The sequence below is a fragment of the Micromonospora okii genome (genome assembly GCF_020884795.1).
In the GTDB taxonomy this organism is placed as follows: domain Bacteria; phylum Actinomycetota; class Actinomycetes; order Mycobacteriales; family Micromonosporaceae; genus Micromonospora; species Micromonospora okii.
Map to the genome: position 1 here is coordinate 112598 of NZ_BBZF01000020.1, position 20810 is coordinate 133407.

The window sequence follows — 20810 nt, forward strand, 5'->3', positions numbered from 1 at the left end:
TGGGTGACGGGGTGGTCGGGACCGGGCCAGCGTATTCATCGACACAACTCGATTGCAATCCCCCTTCTTATTTAACAAACTTTACTGATACGCTCCCGCCCATCGACGGGAGGAGATGTCATGAAACTTCGACAGCGGGCCACGGGGGTGCTGGCCGCGACGGCGCTGGTCGTCACCGCCGCCGGCAGCCTCGCCGCCACGGGCGGTCTCGCGGCGGCGGCCACCGGCACCGCGACGGCCGCCGTGGCCTGCTCCGCCCCCGGCTGGGCTGAGGGCACCAACTATCCGGCCGGCACCCGGGTCAGCTACGCCGGCCGGCTCTACCAGGCCCTCGTCGGGCACACCCCGCCGGTCGGCGGGGGCTGGAACCCCGTGGCCGCGCCCTCGCTGTGGAAGGATCTCGGGGTCTGCGACGGCACCCCCTCCCCCACACCCACCGCGACCGCGTCGCCCTCGACCCCACCCCCCACGACCCCGCCCCCCACGACGCCGCCGCCCACCACGCCGCCGCCCACGTCACCACCGCCGGGCACCGACACCTGCGCGCTCAAGCCCAGGCCGGCCGGCAAGGTGCTCCAGGGCTACTGGGAGAACTGGGACGGCGCGGTCAACGGCGTGCACCCGCCGCTGGGCTGGATCCCGATCACCGACTCCCGGATCACCGCCCACGGGTACAACGTGGTCACCGCCGCGTTCCCGGTGATCCGCTCCGACGGCACGGTGCTGTGGGAGGACGGCATGGACTCCACCGTGAAGGTGCCCACCCCGGCGGAGATGTGCCGGGCCAAGGCGTCCGGCCTGACCATCCTGCTCTCCATCGGCGGCGCCGCCGCCGGCATCGACCTCAGCTCGGCGACCGTCGCCGACCGCTTCGTCGCCACCGTCGTACCGATCCTCAAGCGGTACAACTTCGACGGCATCGACATCGACATCGAGACCGGCCTGACCGGTAGCGGCAACATCAACCAGCTCTCGGCGTCGCAGGCCAACCTGATCCGCATCATCGACGGCGTGCTCGCCCAGATGCCCCCCAGCTTCGGCCTCACCATGGCGCCCGAGACCGCCTACGTCACCGGCGGCAGCGTCACCTACGGCTCGATCTGGGGCTCGTACCTGCCGATCATCAAGAAGTACGCCGACAACGGCCGGCTGTGGTGGCTGAACATGCAGTACTACAACGGCAGCATGTACGGCTGCTCCGGCGACTCCTACTCGGCCGGCACCGTGCAGGGCTTCACCGTGCAGACCCAGTGCCTCAACAACGGGCTGACGATCCAGGGCGTGACGATCAAGGTTCCGTACGACAAGCAGGTGCCCGGCCTTCCCGCGCAGCCCGGAGCGGGCGGTGGCTACATGAGCCCGTCCCTGGTCTCGCAGGCGTACAACAGCATCAGCGGGCTCAAGGGCCTGATGACCTGGTCCGTGAACTGGGACGGGTCGAAGGGCTGGACGTTCGGCGACAACGTCAAGGCCCTGCAGGGCCGCTGACGCACCACCGGGGCGTCCGGCCCGACGCGGGCCGGACACCCCGGACGGGGACGGCCCTCCCCACCGACAACCGCCACCCTCCCGGCCCTGCCGGGAGGGTGGCGTCGTATTTCGCCCCCCGCTCGCCGGGGTCGGCCGGCCCGACGCGGCGGCACCCAGCACGAAAGTTTCCTCCATCGGCGGCATGCGATGCCGTAGACGATTTTCCGCGCGTTGCCTATCGTCTACCGCAAGAAGCGACCTTCGTCGATGGAAAGAGGGTTCCGATGGTTCATGCACGACGCGCCGCCGGTGTCGCCACGGCCGTCCTGATGACGGGGGTGCTCGGCGCGGGCACCGCCGCGCACGCCGCCGCGCCCGCACCCGCGCCGAAGCCGATCGGCGCGAGCGTCGAGAGTGTCGTGGCCGCCAAGCTGCTCGGGCAGGCCCGGGCCGCCGGCGCGGCCCGCGCCGACGGGTCCGACGCCCGGATCACCGTCACCCGCAGGAGCGGCGGCTGGGCCTTCGGCACCGCCGTCGCCGTCGCCGGCCACGGCAAGGACGACCACCCGACCGGCGCGGTCTTCGTCGCCCGCGCGGAGGGCGGCACCTGGCGGGTGGGCTTCGACGGCGAGGCCGAGTTCAGCGCCCTGGCCGCCGAGTCGCCCGTGGTCGACGAGCGGGAGAAGAAACTCTTCGGCACCGCCCCGAGCGCGATGTACGCGGGCGGCGACTACCGCACCGGGATGGCCCTGCCGTTCGCCGTCGGGCAGACGTGGACGCTGACCGGCGGGCCGCACGGCTGGGGCGGCGGTGCGCCGTTGAGCTCGATCGACCTCGCCGGCGGCGACCAGGTGGTGCGCGCGGCGCGGGCCGGCGCGGCGTACACCATGTGCCAGGGCTGGGTCCGGGTCATCCACGACCGGGGCTACTCCACGGACCACTACCACCTGTCCGGCAACATCTCGGCCAACGGCACGTCGGTGGCCCAGGGCGCGTTCCTGGGCTACACGGGCACCGACGTCACCTGCGGCGGGTCGGCCACCGGCCGCCACGTCCACTTCGGGCTGCGGCAGAACAGCGCCTACGTGCCGATCGCCGGCCACGGCATCGGCAAGTGGGAGATCGCCAACGGGGCCGCCGCGTACCAGGGCGGCGCGCGGCACGGCTCGACGTGGGTCGGCGTCGGCGGCGGGCTCTACAACTACGGCGCCCTCGGCCTCAACCAGGCGGTGGTCGACGCCAACGGCGGCGGCACGCTGACCAGGCGCTCCGGCCCGGGCACCGGCCACGCCGCGCAGGGCTCCGTGGGTGACGGGGCGACCGTCACCGTCTCCTGCTCGGCCAACGGCACCTCGCACACCGGGCGGTACGGCACCACCGCGCTGTGGAACCGGCTGAGCGACGGCACCTGGGTGTCGGACGCCTACCTGTGGACCGGCGTGAACGGCCCCGTCAACGGCTGGTGCTGAACGACGATCGCGGGGACCGGTGGGCAGCACGCCCGCCGGTCCCCGCGATCCGTTCGCGAAGGGTCAGACCCGGGTGACCCGCACCGCGTCGGCGATGACGTAGCCGGGAGCGCTGGTCCAGCGGCTCACCCCGACCAGGTCGCGGTCGCCCGCGGCGAGGTTGAAGGTGCCGATCGAGCGCCACGCCCCGCCGCCGCTGCGCTGGTCGACGTGCACCGTCTGGTTCCCGGAGGCGGTGGCGACCACGTGCGGCGCGGCGCTGTTGTAGCCGGGGTCGGCCGGGTACCACACGTCGACGCGGTAGTTGCCGGCCGCCGGGATGTTCACCTTGAACCAGGCCGAGTCGCTGGCCAGCACCGGGTCGGCGAACCGGTACTCCGTCCCGTAGCGCTGGGACGAGTAGGCCGAGCTGGACCAGTTGCCGCTGGCGGTGAAGCGACCCGCGGTGGCGTTGTCCACGATCGTGCTGTACGCGGGCGGGGTGGTCCCGCCGAGACCCAGGTAGGCGGCGATGCCCTGGGCGTGCCCGCGCGCCACGGCGGTGATGAAGTCGGCGCGCTTGAGCAGGTTCGCGTCGGCGAGCGTGTCGATGAACAGGTTCTCGGTCAGGACCGCCGGCATGGTGGTCTCGCGGAGGACGTGGAAGTTCGCCGACTTCTGGCCCCGGTCCGTGACCGACCCGATCGAGCGCATGCCGGCCAGGACCCGCGGGTGCAGGGCGTTGTGCAGGGCGATGTCCCCCGACCCGGGCGCGGTGTAGCGGTAGCTCTCGAAGCCGGTGCCGCCGCCGGAGTTGATGTGGACGCTGACGAACAGGTTCGCGCCCCAGGCGTTGGCGTCGTCGGTGCGGTAGGCGAGGCTGCGGGTGATGTCGCTGGTGCGGGACATCCGCACCTCGACGCCCCCGTAGCCGAGCAGGATGTCGCGCGCCTGTAGCGAGATGGCGAGGGTGAGGTTCTTCTCCTGGAGGCCGTTGGCGCCCGCGCCGGGGTCGGTGCCGCCGTGGCCGGGGTCGATGTAGACCTTGGGGACGGCGGCGTGGGCGGGGCTGCCGGCGAACGCGGGGGCGACCAGCGCGCCGGCCGCGGCGGCCAGGAGGGTACGGCGGCGCAGGTGGGGCCTGTCGGAACTGGACATGGACGCCTCTCGGTACGGGGGTGGGGGGATGGGGATGACGAGCGGCAGTGGTGGTTGGCGGGGGCGGGTGTGCCGCGCCCCGCTCAGACCCGGGTGATGCGGACCGCGTCGGCGATGACGTAGCCGGTGCCGCTGGTCCAGCGGCTCACGCCCACCTTGTCGGCGTCGCCGGCGGCCAGCGTGAACACGCCCAGCGAGACCCACTGGCCGCCGTTGACGCGCTGGTTGACCCGCACCGTCTGGTTGCCGGTGGTGGTGGCCACGATGTACGGGGTCGAGTCGTTGTAGCCGGCCACGGCCGGGTACCACACGGAGACCTCGTAGCTGCCCGTCTCGGGCAGGGCCGCCCTGTACCAGGCGACGTCGCTGACGGCGGCGGGGTCGGCGTAGCGGTAGTCGGGGCCGATCCGCTGGCTGGAGTAGGCCGAGGTGCCCCAGTTGGCGCTCGCCGTGAACCGGCCCGTGGTGGTGTTGTCGACGGTGACGGTGAAGCCCTGCGGCGGCTGCGAGGTCGACGGCGCGACGTCGAGGTAGTTGCGGTCGATCTGCATCTGCACGCCGCCCCAGGTCTCGGTGACGTCGCCGCTGTACTGGTGGAGGCGCTGGCGGTTGGCGTAGTACCCGCTCGGGCAGTAGGTGCCGGTGTTGGTGTCCGCCACGCCGTTCCACCAGGCGAACCAGAGGTGGTCGACGCGGGTGTATCGGGTGTCGTCGTACGCGGAGCAGAGGTCCTTCACGCCGGAGGAGCCGCTGGAGTACATGCCCGACAGGTAGCCCAGGGCGTGCAGCCGCTCCGTCCAGCCGGAGAGGTACGACAGCACCGCCGCCTTGCACGACTCGGTCGACGGGTACTGCTCGATGTCGTTGTAGATCGCGCTGCCGGCGGGGATGCCCAGGGCCTTGGCCGCGTTCACGGCGCTGGTCGCCCGGGTCGCGCCCTGCGACCGGGCGGTGGCCGGGTCGTACGACATCTTCGGCAGGCGGGTGCCGCAGGGGGCCTGGTTGTCCAGCTCGATCGGGATCAGCCGCCAGCCGTTGTTGGTCTGGTTGGTCACCCACGTCGCCGTCAGGTTGGCCTGGGTGCAGGAGCGGCTGGCGCCGCTGATGTAGATGCCGACCGCCCGGTACGGCGAGCTGGTGCGCCAGGTGTTCATGGTCGACTGCGCCGGGGCCGTGCAGGTGTCGAAGCCCTTGCCGGTGTACGTGCCCGGCTGCGGGCTCGCGGCCAGCGGCGTCGCCGTCGCGGACGCCGTGGGCGCCCGGAGCGCGTCCGGGGACGCCGGGACGGCCCCCCGGCCGAGGCGGGCGGAGCCCAGGACCCGGCGCACGGCCGACTCGGTGCCCGGGGCGTGCTCGGCCGTGACGAGCAGGCCCGCGTCGCGTACGGCGAGCCGGATGACGCCCTCGCGGGACGGCGCGGCGGCGGTCGCCCGGCCGGGCGCGGTGACGACGGTCTCCGCCGTGAGCCGGCCGGCGCTGACGGCGTCGATCGGCTCGACGACCAGCCCGCCCGTCCGCCCGACCAGGTCGGAGGGGCACCGGGGCGCGTCGCCGGGGTGGCCCAGGTAGATCGCGGGCCGGTCGAAGCGGACGCAGGCGTCCGGGTCCTCGGAGAGGTCGACGACCCGCCAGTCGGCGGGCACCGCCAGGTGCAGGCCCCGGTAGCTGACGGCCTGCTCCCCCGTGGGGGCGGCCCAGGCCGGGGCGACCGCCACCGCCGAGCCGACGACGGCCGCCGCCAGGCCGGCCATGATCCTTCGTATCCTCACGCGAGCCTCACCTGGGAGAAAAGTTCCGACAAGGGAGCGGTGCTGAAAAATTATTACCATCCCGGGTCGGCTTTAGCCAGGTAAATGTTTCGATGTAATCGACTCGCTACCGGGCGGTAACCTCCCGGGTGTCGTAACGCTCGCGGTGACACCCGGGAGCCGGCCGCACCCCTTCCAGGGCCCTACCGGTAGGCCGTCACCGCGACCTCGGCGCCGTAATCGACCGGGTAGATCTGCCGGAACGAGAGCGTCTCGCCGTACCACGGCGGCGGCGGGGGCGGCGGCCGACGCCACCACCAGAACAGCCACCACCACAGGCCGTTGCCGCACCAGGAGGTGTAGAGGTAGTCACCGAGGGCCACGACGCTCAGCGGACCGCCCGGCCGGGCGATCCTGGCCGGCGTGGTCGCCGACTCCACCCACGAGCCGGTCAGGTTCGTCACCACCCGGACCGCGCCGTCGGCCCCGGCGAAGAACACACTCGTCGGGCCGCCGACGGGCCGTGCCGCCGCGAGGCGGGCGCCGGCCGGGACCACGCCGACCGCCGAGATCGCCACCGGCGTCCACGGGTCGGGCAGGGCGCCGCCGGCGAAGCCGACCTGCCAGAGCCGCCCGTCGAGCCCGGCGAAGTACGCCTGGGCGCCGGCCGTGGAGACGGCGGCGACCCCGCCACCCGGGGGCGCCAACCCGGCCGGGCTCGCCGGGACCGTCGTCCAGGTGCCGGCGGAGGTGCGCCAGACGGAGTTCAGCCCGCCGTCGACGCCGACGAAGACGACGCCGGGCAGACTCGACCGCCAGGCTGCGGCGACGGTCGCGCCCGGCGGCGCGAGGCCGGGCTCGGAGATCCGCTGGGGACCGGCGCCCGGCAACACCGCCCCGGTGTACGACTTGCCGTAGATCGCTCCGTCGCTGCCGACGAAGAAGGCGTGCACGGAGCCGACCGGGTCGGTCACCGCGCTCACCCGGGCACCGGGCGGGGCCAGCCCGGCTCCGTACGAGTAGACGGTGACGCCGGAGCCAGCCGAGTTGGTGACGGTGGCGAGGAGTTCTCCCCGCGTGCCGACGGTGAACACGGCCAGGTTGCCGTCCTCCTGGCGGACGGCGCTGATGCCCGCTCCGGGCGGGCCGACGACCGTGCTCCCGTACGGCGTCAGGCCCTCCGGCGTGGCGGCGTAGAGCCGGCCGTCCCGCCCGACGGCGAAGCTGGCGAGTTGCGAGGCGGCGGCGGCCGGCGCGGCATGCGCCGATGGCGTCACGGCCGGCGTGGCGGCCAGCGCCAGGGCGACCCCGGCCGCCACCGCACCCCGGAGCCATCGTCGGCGAATCGGTGTTTCCATGTCCTCTCCGTTCCTCGGGAATGGAGTACCAGATTTGCCGGGCCGGCCGCTTGATCGCCACGATGAATCGAAACTACGAACTATTCGTCAATTGCCGCCCGAGCCGTTGACGAAGTCACCTCCGGGAGCCTATGCAGGGCCGATCACGAGCGCAAACGCCTCGACGCGGCGCGAGCCCTCTCTTTTCACCGATCCTCGTCCGGCATATTCTCGGACGCCCTCCGGACAACAGATAAAAATTCGGCCGGCCCACCAGGGACAATTCCTGTGACGACGGTGACCACTGTCCGGGAATCCGCCGGACGGCCCGCCGGCACGTCATCCTGGAGGCCGGTGCACGGTCGGTTCCGCCGGAGCGCGGGTGGCCCGGAGCGGGAGGGTGGCGGGGTCAGCGGGCACCCGGAGCGAGCCGGTCGCGGAGCTGGTCGGCGTCGGGATGGCCGATCTGGTCCAGGATCTCGACCGCGCGACGCCAGGCCGCGCGGGCCGCGTCGGAATCGCCCGCGCGCCGGCGGGTGTCGCCGAGGTGCGTCAGCGTCGTCGCCTCGAAGTAGCGTTCGCCGGCCTCCCGCCACAGCGCGAGCGCGTGCTCGTAGCAGTCGACGGCCTCGGGAAACTCGCCGAGGTGGTGGTGGGCGTAGCCCAGGCTGTCCCAGGCGTGCGCCTCCCAGTAGCGGTTGCCGGCCCGCTGCTGCCCCGCGAGGGCCCGCCGGCAGTAGTCCAGCGCCCGCCGGTGGTCGCCGAGCTGGATGTGGTACCAACCGATGTTGTTCAGCGCGTTGGCCCGGCCGTAGGCGTGGTCGGCGGCCTCGAACAGGTCGTGGGCCCGCTGGGCGTGCCGCAGGGCCTCCCGGTGGTCGCCCTGCCGCTCGGCCAGGATGCCGAGGTTGAGCTGGGTGCGGGCGCAGCCGACGCGGTCGCCGAGCCCGTCGTGCAGGGCGAGCGCCTGCGCCAGGTGCGCGCGGGCCTCCTCGTGCGCACCCAGGCGCAGGCACGCCACGCCACGGTTGCGGTGGGCCAGGGCCTGACCGTTGCGGTCACCCGCCGTGGCGGCGGCCCGCAGCGCCAACCGCTGCGCGGTCGACTGGTCCTGCCACGCCCCCACCCGGTCGAGGTAGGTGTTGACGCTCCACGCGAGCTGCCAGGCGTGGGTGTCGAAGCCGGTGGCGGCGGCGAGGGCGATCACGGCGAGCAGCGTGCGGTGCTCGGCGGTGAGCCACGCCCACGCCCCGTCCCGGTCGCGCAGCTCCGGCGGCGCCGCGCCGACGTGCGCCGCCGGCAGGTCGATGGGGTCGCGGTGCCGGTACAGCAGCAGGTCCGCGGCGTGGGCGGCGCGCAGGTGGTGGTCGATCAGCCGCCCCAGGGCGGCCCGGCGCTCCGCCTCGCCGTCGGTGGCGTGGGCCTGCTCGACCGCGTACGCGCGCAGGAGGTCGTGCAGCGCGTACCGGCCCGGGGCATGCTCGGCGAGCAGGTTCGCCGCGGTCAGCGCCGCCAGCGGACGGCGCACCTCGGCGGGGGTCGCCCCGGCGAGGCTGGCGGCGGCGGCGCGGGTGACGTCGGGGCCCGGGTGCAGCCCGAGCAGGCGGAACAGCGCCGCCGCCGCCGGGTCCAGGCGGCGGTACGACCAGGACAGGACCGCCCGGACGTCCGTGCCGGCCTCGCCGTCGGAGAACCCGTCGAGGCCGCCCCGCGTGTCGTCCAGCTCGTCGGCGAGCCGGGCCAGGCCGAAGTCCGGCTGCGTGGCAGCCCGCGCGGCCACGACGGCGAGGGCCAGCGGCAGCCCGGACGAGGCGGCGACGATCCGGTCCACCGCCTCCGGCTCCGCCGCCACCCGGGCCGCGCCGAGGCGGCGGGACAGCAGCTCCCGGGCCTCGGCGACGGAGAGCAGGCCCAGGGCGAGCGGGCGGGCGCCCTCCGCCGCGACCAGGCCCGGCATCCGGTGCCGGCTGGTCACCACCACCAGGCAGCCCGGCGAGCCCGGCAGCAGCGGCCGCACCTGCTCGGCGTCGCGGGCGTTGTCCAGCACCACGAGCATCCGCCGGTCGGTCAGCAGGCTGCGGAAGAGACCGGCCTGCGCGTCGAGCCCCGTCGGCATCCGAGCCGCCGGCACCGCCAGGGCCTCCAGGAAGCCGCCCAGCGCCTCGGCCGGGCTCGTCGGCGCGGCCGGGTCGAACCCGCGCAGGTCCACGTAGAGCTGCCCGTCGGGGAAGCGGTCCTTCACCTGGTGCGCCCAGTGCACGGCCAGGGCGGTCTTGCCGACCCCCGCCGTGCCGCCGATCGCCGAGATCAGCACCGCGCCGGGGGTGCCGGCGGGGTCGGCCGACAGCGCGGTCAACGCGGCGAGCTGCGCGGCCCGCCCCACGAAGTGCGGCACGGCCGCCGGCAACTGGCGGGGCACCACCCAGCCCCGGTGGGCCGGCCGGTCCCGCCGGTCGGGCGGGGGCCGGCGGCCGGCTGCGGCGGCGCGGCCGAGTTCGGCGCGGGCCACCGCGCCGAGGCGGTCGTCGGCCCGCGCCGCGTCGACCACGCGCAGCAGCCGCCAGTGCGCGGCGTCCCAGTGGGCCAGCTCCGCCAGCTCGGCCGGCAGCGCGACGCCGGCGGACTCGGCGTGGGCGACGCAGGCCCCGACGTACGCCACGACGAAGTCCCACTCCGGCAGGGACTTGGCGTTGAGCTTGTCGCTGAGGGTGGACCGGGCCAGGGGCGCGCCCCGCCGGGCGGCGACCGCGACCAGGGTGTTCAGCGACGGCCCACCGGCGAGCTGCCGCAGCCGCCGCAGCTCGGCGACGAACCGGTCCAGCTCCGCCCGAGCGCCCTCCCCCACCCCACCACACCCCCTGCCACGCGGACGCGCCTCGACGGGACCGGCACCAGGGTAGCCACCGCCGGGGGGCGGGACGGCCCGTGAAGGCGACGGTGTCCGAAAGCCAACCGCAAGTGGACCGCTGCCGGCCCGCCACCTTCCGCGCGACGGGGGTCGCCCCGGGGGGGCCGGCAGCGGGCAGCGGGCATCGGTCGCCCGTTCACCCGGAAGCCGGGCACCTCCGGCCCCTAATGGAGCTGCCCGCAGGAACGGGGCAGACGATCGCGTCGGGGGCGGTATCCCGTGTGGGGTGTCGCCGTGCACGCTGCTGTCGGGCGGATGCCGCAGTGCAAAGTGGCACCGTTCGGAGTGGCACCGTGCAGAGCGGCACCGTGCAGAGCGGCACCGTGCAGAGCGGCACCGTGCAGAGCGGCACCGTGCAGAGCGGCACCGTGCAGAGCGGCACCGTGCAGAGCGGCACCGTGCAGAGCGGCACCGTGCAGAGCGGCACCGTGCAGAGCGGCACCGTGCAGAGCGGCACCGTGCAGAGCGGCACCGTGCAGAGCGGCACCGTGCGGGAGCCGCCGTGCGCGATGTGGGCTCGGCCGGCGCGCCGGTCTGACCGAGCGGGGCGGGCGCGCAGGCGGGGCAGCTCCATCAGGGGCCGTGACGCCACTGCCCGGCGCGCCCGGGGGCGGTGCCCGCCGCGACGGCGCGGCGCCCGGCGGTACGGGGTCCGGCGGTACGGCGTCCGGTCACCGGCTCGACGCGGACGTCAGCAGGTCGAGGATGTCGTCGCGCAGCGCCGGCCAGCCCTCCGGGTCGGCGCTGCGCGCGTGCGACAGGGCCGCCGCCAGGGCCTGCCGGGGGTCGGCGTGCAGGCGGCCACGGGCGGCGGCGTACGCGAAGGCCCGCCGCGCGGCCTCCCCCGAGGCGCGTTCCGCGGCCTCCTCGGCGGCCCGCTCGGCGATCAGGTCCTCGATGCCGCCGCCCGCCGGCCCCCACTCGTCGGTCTCGAGGTCCGCGACGACGGCGTCCCAGTGGCGCTGCACCCCGGCGTGGTAGCTGTCCCGCGCGGCGGCCAGGAGCCGGGCCCGCAGCCGGTCGCGCTCGCCGTCGCCGAGCCCGGCGGCGTCCGGCAGCGCGGCGATGTCCGCCGGGAGCACCCGGGCCACGACGAGGTCGGCTGCCCAGCGCAGGATCTCGCTCCGCTGCTGGGCGGTCAGGCTGCGCTTCGGTGGCGTAGGGTCGACCACCCAGCGCAGGACCTCCCCACTTCGCCGGGCGGTCAGGTTGGGCTCCGGCGGCGCGGGGTCGACGTCGGGCCGCCAGTCCGCGTCGTCGACGCCGGGCAACAGCCCCGCGAGGCTGCCTCGGTCGTCGTCGAACAGCTCGGGCTGGACGACGATCGAGGCCGGGTGGGCGGCGGTGAACCAGTGCGCGGTCAGCCGCGCGCCGCTGACCCGTTCGAGGAACGCCAGCGCGACCGCCTTCGGGCCCCGGCCGAAGTCGAGGCCGTCGAACAGCGCCGCCACCCCCGGATCGTCCCCGCGAGGGACGCCTCCCAGGACGGCATCGACGTCGACCTGCGTCCCGCCGTCGCGGGCGTAGACGATCCGGCCGCCGGAGTTGACGTGCCAGTAGACGCTCGCGGCGGTGGTGCCCGCCGACAGCCGGCGCAGCACCTCCGGCCGGGCCCCGTGCAGGCCCTGGATCTCCCCCAGGAGCACGTGCTCGCCGTGCCGCGCGGCGACCACGACCGGCATCTCGGGCGGGAACTCCCACCTGCCGACGTCGGCCAGGGAGACGCGGCGGTCGGCCGGGAAACCGCCGTAGCGGGTCAGGGCCTCGTCGACGTCGGTGAGCCCGACGGCCGTCAGGCACAGGGATCCCCCGGTCGGGATGTCGCGGCGGTCGAGCAGGGCGCGGTAGTGGTCAACGGCGTCGGCCATGCCGGCCATCCTCGCGGCCCCCTACGACAGAACCGCGCCCCGGACAATGGGTCAGCGCAGCAGGCGCACCGCGCCCGGCACGGCCGTTACGGTCACCGGCAGGTCGAGGGCCCGCTCCCCGTCGGCGTACGTGGTGATCCCCTCGGCGGCCACCTCCACGGTGCGGGCCCGGTGGACGCTGACCAGCGGGTGCCGCACGTGGGTGCCCCGGTAGATGCGCGGCTTCACCCGGACGAGGGTGCGGCGGTCGAACCGCCCGCCGACCACCACGTCCAGCAGGCCGTCGGCCGGGTCGGCGTCCGGGCAGACCCGCATCCCGCCGCCGTAGCTGGCGCAGTTGCCGACCGCCACGAGCACCGCGTCGCACTCCAGCGGCACCCCGTCGAGGCGCAGCGTGTAGCGGCGCGGCCTCAGCCGGGCCAACTCCACCAGGATCGCCAGGTCGTAGCGGCGGGGACCGCGTGGGCGGCGCATCCGGTTGGCCCGCTCGTTGACCATCGCGTCGAAGCCGGCGGCGAGCACCGCCCCGTACCAGCGGGTCGCGCCGTCGCGGCCGGTCATCCGGGCCAGGTCCAGCGGGCGGGTCCGGCCGTCGCGCAGCGCCTGCGCGACGGCGTCGGCGGCGGCGAGCGGGTCGGCGGGGTAGCCGGTGTCGGCGGCGAAGTCGTTGCCGGTGCCCACCGGCACCGGCGCGAACGGCACGCCCGTGGTCGCCACCGCCTGCAACCCCAGGTGCACGGTGCCGTCGCCGCCCACGGCCACCAGGGCGGCGGCCCCGGCGGCGACCGCCGCGTGGCACGCCCCCTCGGCCTCGGCGGCCGTCCCCGCCTCCAGCAACCGGACGGGCCGGCCGGCCCGCGCCAACCGGTCGAGCACGCGCGGCAACAGGTCGCGGTGCCGCCCACGGCCGGCCGTCGGGTTGGCGAGCACGGCCACGGGGGCGTCGGGGCCCGGGCCGGTGCGGGGATGCTCGGCGGTCACGGCGAGCACCGTACCGCCGACGGCGGCCCCGCCGGCACCGGCGGATCGGTCACGGACGACGCGGGCCGCCCTCATACCGAGGGCGGCCCGTGCCGTGCGTGTTCCGGTCAGGTCATGTCGTCGTAGCGGCGCTCGATCGGCGCCGGGGCGGTGATCGGCTCGGGCGCGTCGACCGGCGCGGCGGCCTCGATCCGCTGGCCGGGCGCCACCGGGTCGTCGTCGAGTTCCAGCGGCGACACCTCGTCGTCGTCGAGCCCGGCGTAGGCCGGCTTGTTCCGGCCGCGCCGCCGGTCGTTGAGGAACGCCACCCCGACGGCGGCGAAGTACAGCAGGGACAGGCACAGCGCCAGGGCGGTCATGCCGAACGGATCCGGCGTCGGAGTGACCACGGCGGAGAAGGCAAAGAACACGAAGACCGCGATCCGCCACCAGCCCAGCAGCCGCTTCGCGCTGGCCAGCCCGACGAAGTTGAGCATCAGCACCACGAGCGGGAACTCGAACGCCACCCCGAACAGCAGGATCAGGTTGGTGACGAACGAGATGTACCGGGTCACCTCCAGCGTGGTGGCGATGTCGTCGCCGGAGACGCTGAGCAGGAACTGCAGCCCCTTCGTGGTGACGAAGAAGGCCAGCACCGCGCCGGCGGCGAACAGCGGCGCCGCCAACGCCGTGAAGACGTATGCGTAGCGGCGCTCGTTCCGGTGCAGGCCGGGGGCGATGAACGCCCAGAGCTGGTACAGCCATACCGGACCGGCGATGATCAACCCGACCCAGAGGCCGATCTTCAGGTTGAGCAGGAAGACGTCGGCGACACCGAGCTGCACGAAGTTGCACTTGCCCGTCACCGGGTCGATCGACGCCGGCAGATCGCAGTACGGCTTCGACAGCAGCTTCCGCACCGGCTCCGCCAGCCAGATGCCGAAGCCGAACCCGACCAGGATCGCCAGCGACGCCCGGAACAGCCGGTTGCGCAGCTCGCGGACGTGCTCGATGAGCGACATCGAGCCGTCGGCGGCCCGTTCGAAGTTGCTCGGGCCGCGCTTACGCAGAGCGAAGGCCACGGTGGGGGCCCTCGGTCAGTTGTCGCGGACGCGCTGCACCGGGTCGATGACCGGCTGCTGCGGGGCCTGCGGCGGGGCGTAGGGCTGCTGCGGATAGGGCTGCGCCTGCGGCTGCGGGGCGTAGGGCTGCTGCTGGGCGTTCGGCGGAACCGGCTGGTAGGCGGCCTGGGCGTCGGCCTTCTCCGCCAGGTCGCGATCGTCGTCCTGCAGGCTCTTCGTCTCGGCCTTGATGATCCGCAGCGAACGGCCCAGCGAGCGGGCCGCGTCCGGAAGCCGCTTCGCGCCGAACAGCAGGATCAGCACGACCACGAGTACGGCGATGTGCCACGGCTTGAGGGCACCCATGGGAAGCTCCAGTCGCTGGTGAGTCGTCGTGGGGGTGTACCACAGCCATCGTACGTGCGTCGAGGGCCGTTGCCACCCGCCGGGCCGCCGCAGGTCGCCGGCCGGCCGGTGAAGTCTCGACCAACGCCGCGCGTCCCGTCAACCGTCGGCGGGCGGATCTTTCCCGCCCACCCGGGTCGGTCAGTGGCCGCGCTTGGCCTTGATCAGGGCGAGCCGCCGCTCGGCGACGGTCACCTGCCCCTGCAACGCCTCCGCCCGCTCCTGCAACGCCAGCGCGCCCGCCTGGAGCGCCTCCGCCTCGGCCTGGCGGCGCTGCAACGCCAGCGCCGCCCGCCGCAGCCGGGGCAGCCGCGCCACCACCGGCCGGACGGCCAGGGCCAGCACCACCAGCGCGAACACCACCACCGCGACCACGATCCACGTCACCACGGCGGCCAGCCTACCGGGGCGACGCGGCCCCCGCCGGAGCGGCCGACGGCGCCCCGGCGGGGACGGCGTACGCCTCCAGCGCGGCGACCGCTTGGGCGCGCACCTGCTCGGCCAGCTCCGCCGGGGCCACCACGGCGACCCCCGGGCCCAGGCCCAGCACGAACCGGCGCGCCCAGCCCAGGTCGGTCACCCGCAGCGACACCAGCCACTGGTCGCCGTCGCCCCGCTCGACGTGCTCGCACGGGTAGTACTCGGTGATCCACCGCTCGCCCCGGCCGACCCGCAGGGTGATCAGCGGCAGGTCCGGCGACGGGCGGAACACCCCCTCGGTCAGGTCGTGCGGGCGGGCTTGCGGCGGCACCGTCGCCGGCTCGTCCAGCTCCGTGACCGCGTCGATCCGGTCGGCCCGGAACAGCCGGACCGCCTCGGCGCGGCGGCACCACGCCTCCACGTACGCCCGGCCGCCCACCATCAGCATCCGCAGCGGGTCGACGGTGCGCTCCGTCGTCTCGTCCCGGGCCGGGGTGTAGTAGGTGATCCGCAGGGCCCGGCCCCGCTCCACGGCGGCCCGCAGCTCCTCCACCCCCCGGCTGTCGGCGGGCAGGCGCACCTCCACGGGCGCGCCGACCAGGTCCCCGGCCGCGTTCTCGATCTTCGCGAGGGCCCGCTCCACGGCCTCCCGGTTGGTGACCCCCGGCGTCTCGGCGAGCATCCGCAGCGCCACCACCAGGGCGAGGGCCTCGTCGGGCGTCAGCCGCAGCGGCCGGTCGATCCCCGCGTCGTAGGTGATGGTCACCCGGTCGCCGTCGAAGGCCATGTCGATGAGGTCACCCGGGCCGTACCCGGGCAGCCCGCACACCCACAGCAGCTCCAGGTCCTCCCGGAGCTGCCGCTCGGTCACCCCCAGGTCACCGGCCGCCTCGGCGATCTCGATGCCGGGCCGGGCCAGCAGGTAGGGCACCAGGTTCAGCAGGCGGGCCAGCCGGTCGGCCGAGGCGCGGTTCGCCCCGCCCCGGGCCCCGCCGGCGGGACGGGTCGCCGGGCGGGTCATCGGGCACCTCCGGTCACCATCAGCTCCTCGTGGCGGGCCGCGATCTCCTTGAGCCGCTGGATGACCGCCTCCCGCACCTCCGGCGGGTCGACCACCCGCACGTCCGGGCCGTACCCGACGAGCTGACCGGCCAGGGACTCCGCGTCGGCGTACGGCAGGACCAGCCGGTCCCCCTCCGGGGTGGCGCCGCCGCCCACCGCCCAGCGGCGCAGCCCGGCCGCCCGACCCGGCGCGACCAGCACCGTGGCCCGGCCGGACCGCTCCACCGGCCCGGACATGCTCGCCACGTGGCTGATCAGGTCCACCCCGGCCGGCGGCTCGTAACCGCGCGGCGCCCCGGTCACCCGGACCGCGCCCACCACCCGGGAGAGCCGGAAGCAGCGCGTCGCCGCCCGGTCCAGGTCGTGACCCACCACGTACCACCGGCCGCGCCAGCAGACCACCCCCCAGGGCTGCAAGCGGCGGCGGGTCGGGGCGTCCCGGTCGGGCACCCGGTAGTCGAAGCTCACCTCGCGGCGGTCCCGCGCGGCGGCCGTCAACGGCGCGAACGCCGGGTCGACCGTCACCATCGGCTCCAGGCCCAGGGTGGCCTGCGGGTCCACGTCCACCCCGGCCGCGCGCAGCTTCGCCAGCCCCGACGACGCCGCGGCGGCCAGCCCGGCGTGCTGCCACAGCCGGGCGGCGATGCCGACCGCCGCCGCCTCGTCCGGCTCGAGGGGGATGTCCGGCAGCGCGTACTCCCGGTGGGCGATCCGGTAACCCGGCTCCGCGTCGAAGACGCTGGCCGTCCCCGTCTCCAGCGGCACCCCCAGCTCACGCAGCTCGGCCTTGTCCCGCTCGAACTTGCGCTGGAACGCCTCGTGGTCCTTCGCGTCCTCCGGGTCGTGCTCGTAGCCGGGCACAGTCGCGGCGATCTGGGCGGCGGTCAGGAACCGTCGCGTCGACAACAGGCAGATCACCAGGTTGACCAGGCGTTCGGTGCGGGTCCGGGACACGGGTGAACGCTAGCAGCCCGCGCGACGCGCCCGTGCACCCGCGCGGGCGCGTCGCGCGTACCGGCCTGCCCGTACCGGAAGGGGACCGCGATGTGGATCACGTTCCGCTCGCCGGGCGGCCGGCGGTGGCGCCGCCATAGGGTTTACCTCATGGCGGAAGCGCAGGTCAAGACCGAGAGCGTCGGCACGGTCGTCGTGGCCGGCGCCGCCAACCTCGCCATCGCCGTGGCGAAGCTGGTCGCCGGTCTGCTCTCCGGCTCCGCGGCGATGCTCTCCGAGGCCGCGCACTCCGTCGCCGACACGACCACCGAGGTGCTGCTCTACCTCGCGCTGCGCCGCGGCGCGCGCCCCGCCGACGTCCGGCACCCCTTCGGGTACGGCAAGGAGAGCTACGTCTGGGCGTTCCTCGCGGCGCTGTTCACCTTCGTCGCCGGCGCGGGCTTCGCCATCACCCACGGCGTCACCACCATCCTCGTACACGAGCACACCGGCAACTACCTCGTCGCCTACATCGTGCTCGCCGTGTCGTTCGCCATCGAGTCGGTCTCCCTGGCCCGGGCCGTGCGACAGATCCGCCGCGAGTCCCGCCGGTGGAACACCACCCCCCGCCGGTTTTTGCGGCTGACCGCCGACACCGCCGTCAAGGCCGTCTTCCTGGAGGACAGCGCCGCCCTCGTCGGCCTGCTCATCGCCGCCGCCGGCCTGACCCTGTCGCACTGGACCGGCGACGAGCTCTACGACGGCCTCGCCTCCATCGCCATCGGCCTGCTGCTGCTCGTCGTGGCCGTCGTCCTCGCCAAGGCCAACATCTCGCTGCTCGTCGGCCGGGCCGTCCCCGAACGGCTACGCCACGACATCGAGCGGGAACTGGCCGGCCTGCCCGCCGTCGAGCGCATCGACACCCTGCTCACCATGCAGCTCGGCCCCGACGACATGCTGGTCGCCGCCAAGGTCGACTTCCGCGACGACGCCAGCGGCGCCGACATCGAGGCCGCCGCCGACGAGGCCGAGCACCGCCTCACCGCCCGCTACCCCGAGATCGGGTACGTCTTCCTCGACCCCACCCCCTCCCGGCCCGGCACCCACGACCGCCGCACCCGGCACACCCAGGACGAACCCCCCGCCTGACGCCTCCCCGGGTGGGCCGGGGCAGCACGGCGACAGCCGGGGCGCTAGCGTGCCGGGCATGGTGCGATGGCGGGCGGGAACCGTGACGGCGCTGCGGCGGGAGTGGACCGGCGCGGTCGAACTGGACGTGACGCTCGCCGACGGCGGCACCATGCGGGCCCTGGCCTACCCCGACCTCGTCGGCCGGCCCCAGCCCGGCGACCGGGTGCTGCTCAACGCCGGCGCGCTGCTCATGGGCCTCGGCACCGGCGGATACGCCCTGGTCGTCGCCCTGCCCGACCGGCTGCCGGCCGACCCGCCCGACGCGGGCGACAGCCGCGACGCCGGGCACCTCGTCAAGGCCCGCTACACGCCGCTGCAACCCATCCTGCTCGGCGTCGACGAGGAGGCCAGCCCGCACCGGGACGTGCTCGCCGCCGCCGAGGACGTCGCCGGCCTGCCCGTGGTCACCGCCGACCTGCACTCCGCGCTGCCCGCGATCCTCGCCGGCGTCCACGCCGACGCCCCCGACGCCCGGGTGGTGTACCTGCTCACCGACGGTGGGGCCCTGCCCGCCTGGTTCTCCCGCACCCTCGACGGGCTGCGCGGGCGGCTCGCCGGCACGATCAGCGTCGGGCAGGCGTTCGGCGGCGACCTGGAGGCCACCACCGTGCACAGCGGCCTGCTCGCCGCCCGGCACGTCCTCGCCGCCGACGTCGTGATCCTCGCCCAGGGCCCCGGCAATCTCGGCACCGGCACCCGGTGGGGCTACTCCGGGGTCGCCGTCGGCGAGGCCGTCAACGCCGTCGCCGCCCTCGGCGGGCGCCCCGTCGGCTCGCTGCGCATCTCCGACGCCGACCCCCGCCCCCGGCACCGGGGCGTGTCCCACCACAGTCTCACCGCGTACGGACGGGTCGCGCTCGCCCCCGCCGACCTGGTCGTGCCCGACGGCCTCGACCCGGACCTGGCCCGCGACGTCGACGCCGCCCTCGCGCCGCTGGCCGAGCGCCACCGGATCGTCCGGGTCCCCGCCGACGGGCTCGACGCCGCGCTGCGGGCCAGCGTCGTGCCGCTGTCCACCATGGGCCGGGGCCTCGACGCCGACCACGCCTACTTCCTCGCCGCCGCCGCCGCCGGCCGACACGCCGCCGCACTGGCCCGCTGACCGGCGGCCCGGCCCGCTGACCGGCTGGCCAGCACGGTCGCGAGGAGGATGGACCCGTCAGGCCAGGAAGATCAACGCAAGCCAGGCGCCCACGATCACCACCAGCGCGACCGCCAGCACCCAGGTCGGCACCGTGTAGTCGCCCCGGCGGTTCCGCTCCACCTCCGCCCGGATCTTCTCCCGGCGGCGCTCGATCCAGCTCGGCTTCGGGGCGCGCGGATCACGCCCGGGTTCATGCGTCGTCATGGCCCGGCCAGCCTACCGGGCCGGCCCCCGCCCGCCGCCACCAGCGCCACGGGCGGGAACCAGCGCCGCTCACATGCTCGCGATCAACCGCTCCACCCGCTCGTCGTACGCCCGGAACGGGTCCTTGCACAGCACGGTGCGCTGCGCCTGGTCGTTCAGCTTCAGGTGCACCCAGTCCACCGTGAAGTCCCGCCGCTTCTCCTGCGCGTGCCGGATGAACTCACCCCGCAGCCGCGCCCGCGTCGTCTGCGGCGGCGTCTCCTTCGCCTCGAAGATCTCCGGATCCGTCGTCACCCGGTCGACCTGCCCGCGCCGCTCCAGCAGCCCGTACAGGCCCCGGCCGCGCCGCAGGTCGTGGTACGCCAGGTCCATCTGCGCCACCCTCGGGTGCGACAGCGGCAGGTCGTGCTTGCGCTGGTACCGCTCGATCAACCGCAGCTTCGACACCCAGTCGATCTCCCGGGACACCGGCTCCAAGTCACCGGTCTCCACCGCGCGCAGCACCCGGCCCCACAGCTCCACCACCCGCTTCGCCGTCTGGTCCCCGCCGCGCCGCTCCACGAACTCCGTCGCCTTCGCGAGGTATTCCTGCTGGATCTCCAGCGCGCTGACCTCCTTGCCGGAGGCCAGCCGCACCTTGCGGCGGCCCGTGATGTCGTGCGACACCTCCCGGATCGCCCGGATCGGGTTCTCCAGCGACAGGTCCCGCATCACCACGCCCGCCTCAATCATGCGCAGCACGATGTCCGCCGAGCCCACCTTCAGCAGCGTGGTGACCTCGTTCATGTTCGAGTCGCCCACGATCACGTGCAGCCGCCGGTACCGCTCCGCGTCCGCGTGCGGCTCGTCCCGGGTGTTGATGATCGGCCGGCTCCGGGTGGTCGCCGACGACACCCCCTCCCAGATGTGCTCCGCGCGCTGGGACAGGCAGTACACCGCCCCCCGGGGCGTCTGCAGCACCTTGCCCGCCCCACAGATCAACTGCCGGGTCACCAGGAACGGGATCAGCACGTCCGCCAGCCGGCCGAACTCACCGTGCCGCGAGACCAGGTAGTTCTCGTGGCAGCCGTACGAGTTGCCCGCCGAGTCGGTGTTGTTCTTGAACAGGTAGATCTCCCCGGCGATGCCCTCGTCGTGCAGCCGCTTCTCCGCATCGACGAGCAGCCCCTCCAGGATGCGCTCCCCCGCCCGGTCGTGGGCCACCAGGTCCACCACCGAGTCGCACTCCGGCGTCGCGTACTCCGGGTGGGAACCCACGTCCAGATAGAGCCGGGCACCGTTGCGCAGGAACACGTTGCTCGACCGGCCCCACGACACCACCCGGCGGAACAGGTAACGCGCAACCTCGTCAGGGGACAACCGCCGCTGCCCACGGTAGGTACAGGTGACGCCGTACTCGGTCTCGAGGCCGAAGATTCGCCGCTCCATGATGTGACATTAGCCCTCTGGAGCCCCGAATGGGCAGGGCTGACCGCTCTCCGGCACCCCGCCGC

The 20810-nt window shown here is 74.6% G+C and carries 18 protein-coding genes; 4 read left to right on the forward strand and 14 right to left on the reverse strand.

Going from position 1 to position 20810, the window contains the following annotated elements; all coding sequences use genetic code 11:
- The first annotated feature begins 120 nt into the window (after positions 1–120).
- Positions 121–1488: a glycosyl hydrolase family 18 protein gene (locus tag LPU43_RS19070; RefSeq protein ID WP_229401825.1), complete on the forward strand. Its 1368-nt coding sequence runs from the start codon at positions 121–123 to the stop codon at positions 1486–1488.
- 266 nt (positions 1489–1754) lie between these two features.
- Entirely contained in the window at positions 1755–2939 is a 1185-nt protein-coding gene (locus LPU43_RS19075) for a peptidoglycan DD-metalloendopeptidase family protein (RefSeq protein WP_229401826.1), read from the forward strand.
- Positions 2940–3002: 63 nt separating this feature from the next.
- Here the strand turns inward: LPU43_RS19075 and LPU43_RS19080 are convergent, their stop codons facing one another.
- The 12 genes from LPU43_RS19080 to LPU43_RS19130 all read right to left on the reverse strand — a co-directional run bounded on the left by LPU43_RS19080 (position 3003) and on the right by LPU43_RS19130 (position 16799).
- Positions 3003–4076, reverse strand: a complete 1074-nt coding sequence (locus LPU43_RS19080; RefSeq protein WP_229401827.1) for a golvesin C-terminal-like domain-containing protein — start codon at positions 4074–4076, stop codon at positions 3003–3005.
- Between the two features lie 83 nt (positions 4077–4159).
- A complete protein-coding gene (locus LPU43_RS19085) occupies positions 4160–5404 on the reverse strand; it encodes a glycoside hydrolase domain-containing protein (RefSeq protein ID WP_373321759.1) in 1245 nt (414 codons plus the stop codon).
- A 623-nt stretch (positions 5405–6027) separates the two neighbouring features.
- Entirely contained in the window at positions 6028–7182 is a 1155-nt protein-coding gene (locus tag LPU43_RS19090; protein WP_229401828.1) for a hypothetical protein, read from the reverse strand.
- A 388-nt stretch (positions 7183–7570) separates the two neighbouring features.
- Positions 7571–10006: an ATP-binding protein gene (locus tag LPU43_RS19095; protein ID WP_229401829.1), complete on the reverse strand. Its 2436-nt coding sequence runs from the start codon at positions 10004–10006 to the stop codon at positions 7571–7573.
- A gap of 227 nt (positions 10007–10233) precedes the next feature.
- Positions 10234–10548, reverse strand: a complete 315-nt coding sequence (locus LPU43_RS28970) for a pentapeptide repeat-containing protein (RefSeq protein WP_373321760.1) — start codon at positions 10546–10548, stop codon at positions 10234–10236.
- A 192-nt stretch (positions 10549–10740) separates the two neighbouring features.
- Positions 10741–11937: a DUF6461 domain-containing protein gene (locus LPU43_RS19100; RefSeq protein ID WP_229401830.1), complete on the reverse strand. Its 1197-nt coding sequence runs from the start codon at positions 11935–11937 to the stop codon at positions 10741–10743.
- A 51-nt stretch (positions 11938–11988) separates the two neighbouring features.
- Entirely contained in the window at positions 11989–12927 is a 939-nt protein-coding gene (locus LPU43_RS19105; RefSeq protein WP_229401831.1) for a diacylglycerol kinase family protein, read from the reverse strand.
- 98 nt (positions 12928–13025) lie between these two features.
- Positions 13026–13979, reverse strand: coding sequence for a twin-arginine translocase subunit TatC (gene tatC, locus LPU43_RS19110; protein ID WP_229401832.1), 954 nt, complete (start codon positions 13977–13979; stop codon positions 13026–13028).
- 15 nt (positions 13980–13994) lie between these two features.
- Positions 13995–14324 carry a Sec-independent protein translocase subunit TatA gene (gene tatA, locus LPU43_RS19115; RefSeq protein WP_229401833.1) on the reverse strand — a complete coding sequence of 110 codons (330 nt, stop codon included), beginning with the start codon at positions 14322–14324 and terminating at the stop codon, positions 13995–13997.
- Positions 14325–14504: 180 nt separating this feature from the next.
- Positions 14505–14753, reverse strand: a complete 249-nt coding sequence (locus tag LPU43_RS19120) for a hypothetical protein (protein WP_229401834.1) — start codon at positions 14751–14753, stop codon at positions 14505–14507.
- 10 nt (positions 14754–14763) lie between these two features.
- A complete protein-coding gene (locus tag LPU43_RS19125; protein WP_229401835.1) occupies positions 14764–15804 on the reverse strand; it encodes a helix-turn-helix transcriptional regulator in 1041 nt (346 codons plus the stop codon).
- Complete coding sequence (locus tag LPU43_RS19130) at positions 15801–16799, reverse strand: helix-turn-helix transcriptional regulator (protein ID WP_229401836.1); 999 nt, start codon at positions 16797–16799, stop codon at positions 15801–15803. Before LPU43_RS19130 ends, LPU43_RS19125 begins: the two co-directional genes overlap by 4 nt.
- A gap of 150 nt (positions 16800–16949) precedes the next feature.
- Between LPU43_RS19130 and LPU43_RS19135 the strand changes: the two genes are divergently transcribed.
- Positions 16950–17927, forward strand: a complete 978-nt coding sequence (locus LPU43_RS19135) for a cation diffusion facilitator family transporter (protein ID WP_229401837.1) — start codon at positions 16950–16952, stop codon at positions 17925–17927.
- A 58-nt stretch (positions 17928–17985) separates the two neighbouring features.
- The gene (locus tag LPU43_RS19140; protein WP_229401838.1) at positions 17986–19071 is read left to right on the forward strand and encodes a DUF3866 family protein; all 1086 of its coding nucleotides are present in this window, start codon (positions 17986–17988) and stop codon (positions 19069–19071) included.
- Positions 19072–19128: 57 nt separating this feature from the next.
- On the opposite strand, the gene LPU43_RS19145 is transcribed toward LPU43_RS19140, so the two are convergent.
- The gene (locus LPU43_RS19145; protein WP_229401839.1) at positions 19129–19317 is read right to left on the reverse strand and encodes a hypothetical protein; all 189 of its coding nucleotides are present in this window, start codon (positions 19315–19317) and stop codon (positions 19129–19131) included.
- A gap of 69 nt (positions 19318–19386) precedes the next feature.
- Positions 19387–20745 carry a Pup--protein ligase gene (gene pafA, locus LPU43_RS19150; RefSeq protein ID WP_229401840.1) on the reverse strand — a complete coding sequence of 453 codons (1359 nt, stop codon included), beginning with the start codon at positions 20743–20745 and terminating at the stop codon, positions 19387–19389.
- Between the last annotated feature and the right edge of the window lie 65 nt (positions 20746–20810).

Excerpts from the sequence above, each read along its gene's own strand:
- LPU43_RS19070 (WP_229401825.1), top strand. The coding sequence starts at position 121 with ATGAAACTTCGACAGCGGGCCACGGGGGTGCTGGCCGCGACGGCGCTG.
- LPU43_RS19075 (WP_229401826.1), top strand. The coding sequence starts at position 1,755 with ATGGTTCATGCACGACGCGCCGCCGGTGTCGCCACGGCCGTCCTGATG.
- LPU43_RS19080 (WP_229401827.1), bottom strand. The coding sequence starts at position 4,076 with ATGTCCAGTTCCGACAGGCCCCACCTGCGCCGCCGTACCCTCCTGGCC.
- LPU43_RS19090 (WP_229401828.1), bottom strand. The coding sequence starts at position 7,182 with ATGGAAACACCGATTCGCCGACGATGGCTCCGGGGTGCGGTGGCGGCC.
- LPU43_RS19100 (WP_229401830.1), bottom strand. The coding sequence starts at position 11,937 with ATGGCCGACGCCGTTGACCACTACCGCGCCCTGCTCGACCGCCGCGAC.
- tatA (WP_229401833.1), bottom strand. The coding sequence starts at position 14,324 with ATGGGTGCCCTCAAGCCGTGGCACATCGCCGTACTCGTGGTCGTGCTG.
- LPU43_RS19125 (WP_229401835.1), bottom strand. The coding sequence starts at position 15,804 with ATGACCCGCCCGGCGACCCGTCCCGCCGGCGGGGCCCGGGGCGGGGCG.
- LPU43_RS19135 (WP_229401837.1), top strand. The coding sequence starts at position 16,950 with ATGGCGGAAGCGCAGGTCAAGACCGAGAGCGTCGGCACGGTCGTCGTG.
- LPU43_RS19140 (WP_229401838.1), top strand. The coding sequence starts at position 17,986 with ATGGTGCGATGGCGGGCGGGAACCGTGACGGCGCTGCGGCGGGAGTGG.
- LPU43_RS19145 (WP_229401839.1), bottom strand. The coding sequence starts at position 19,317 with ATGACGACGCATGAACCCGGGCGTGATCCGCGCGCCCCGAAGCCGAGC.
- pafA (WP_229401840.1), bottom strand. The coding sequence starts at position 20,745 with ATGGAGCGGCGAATCTTCGGCCTCGAGACCGAGTACGGCGTCACCTGT.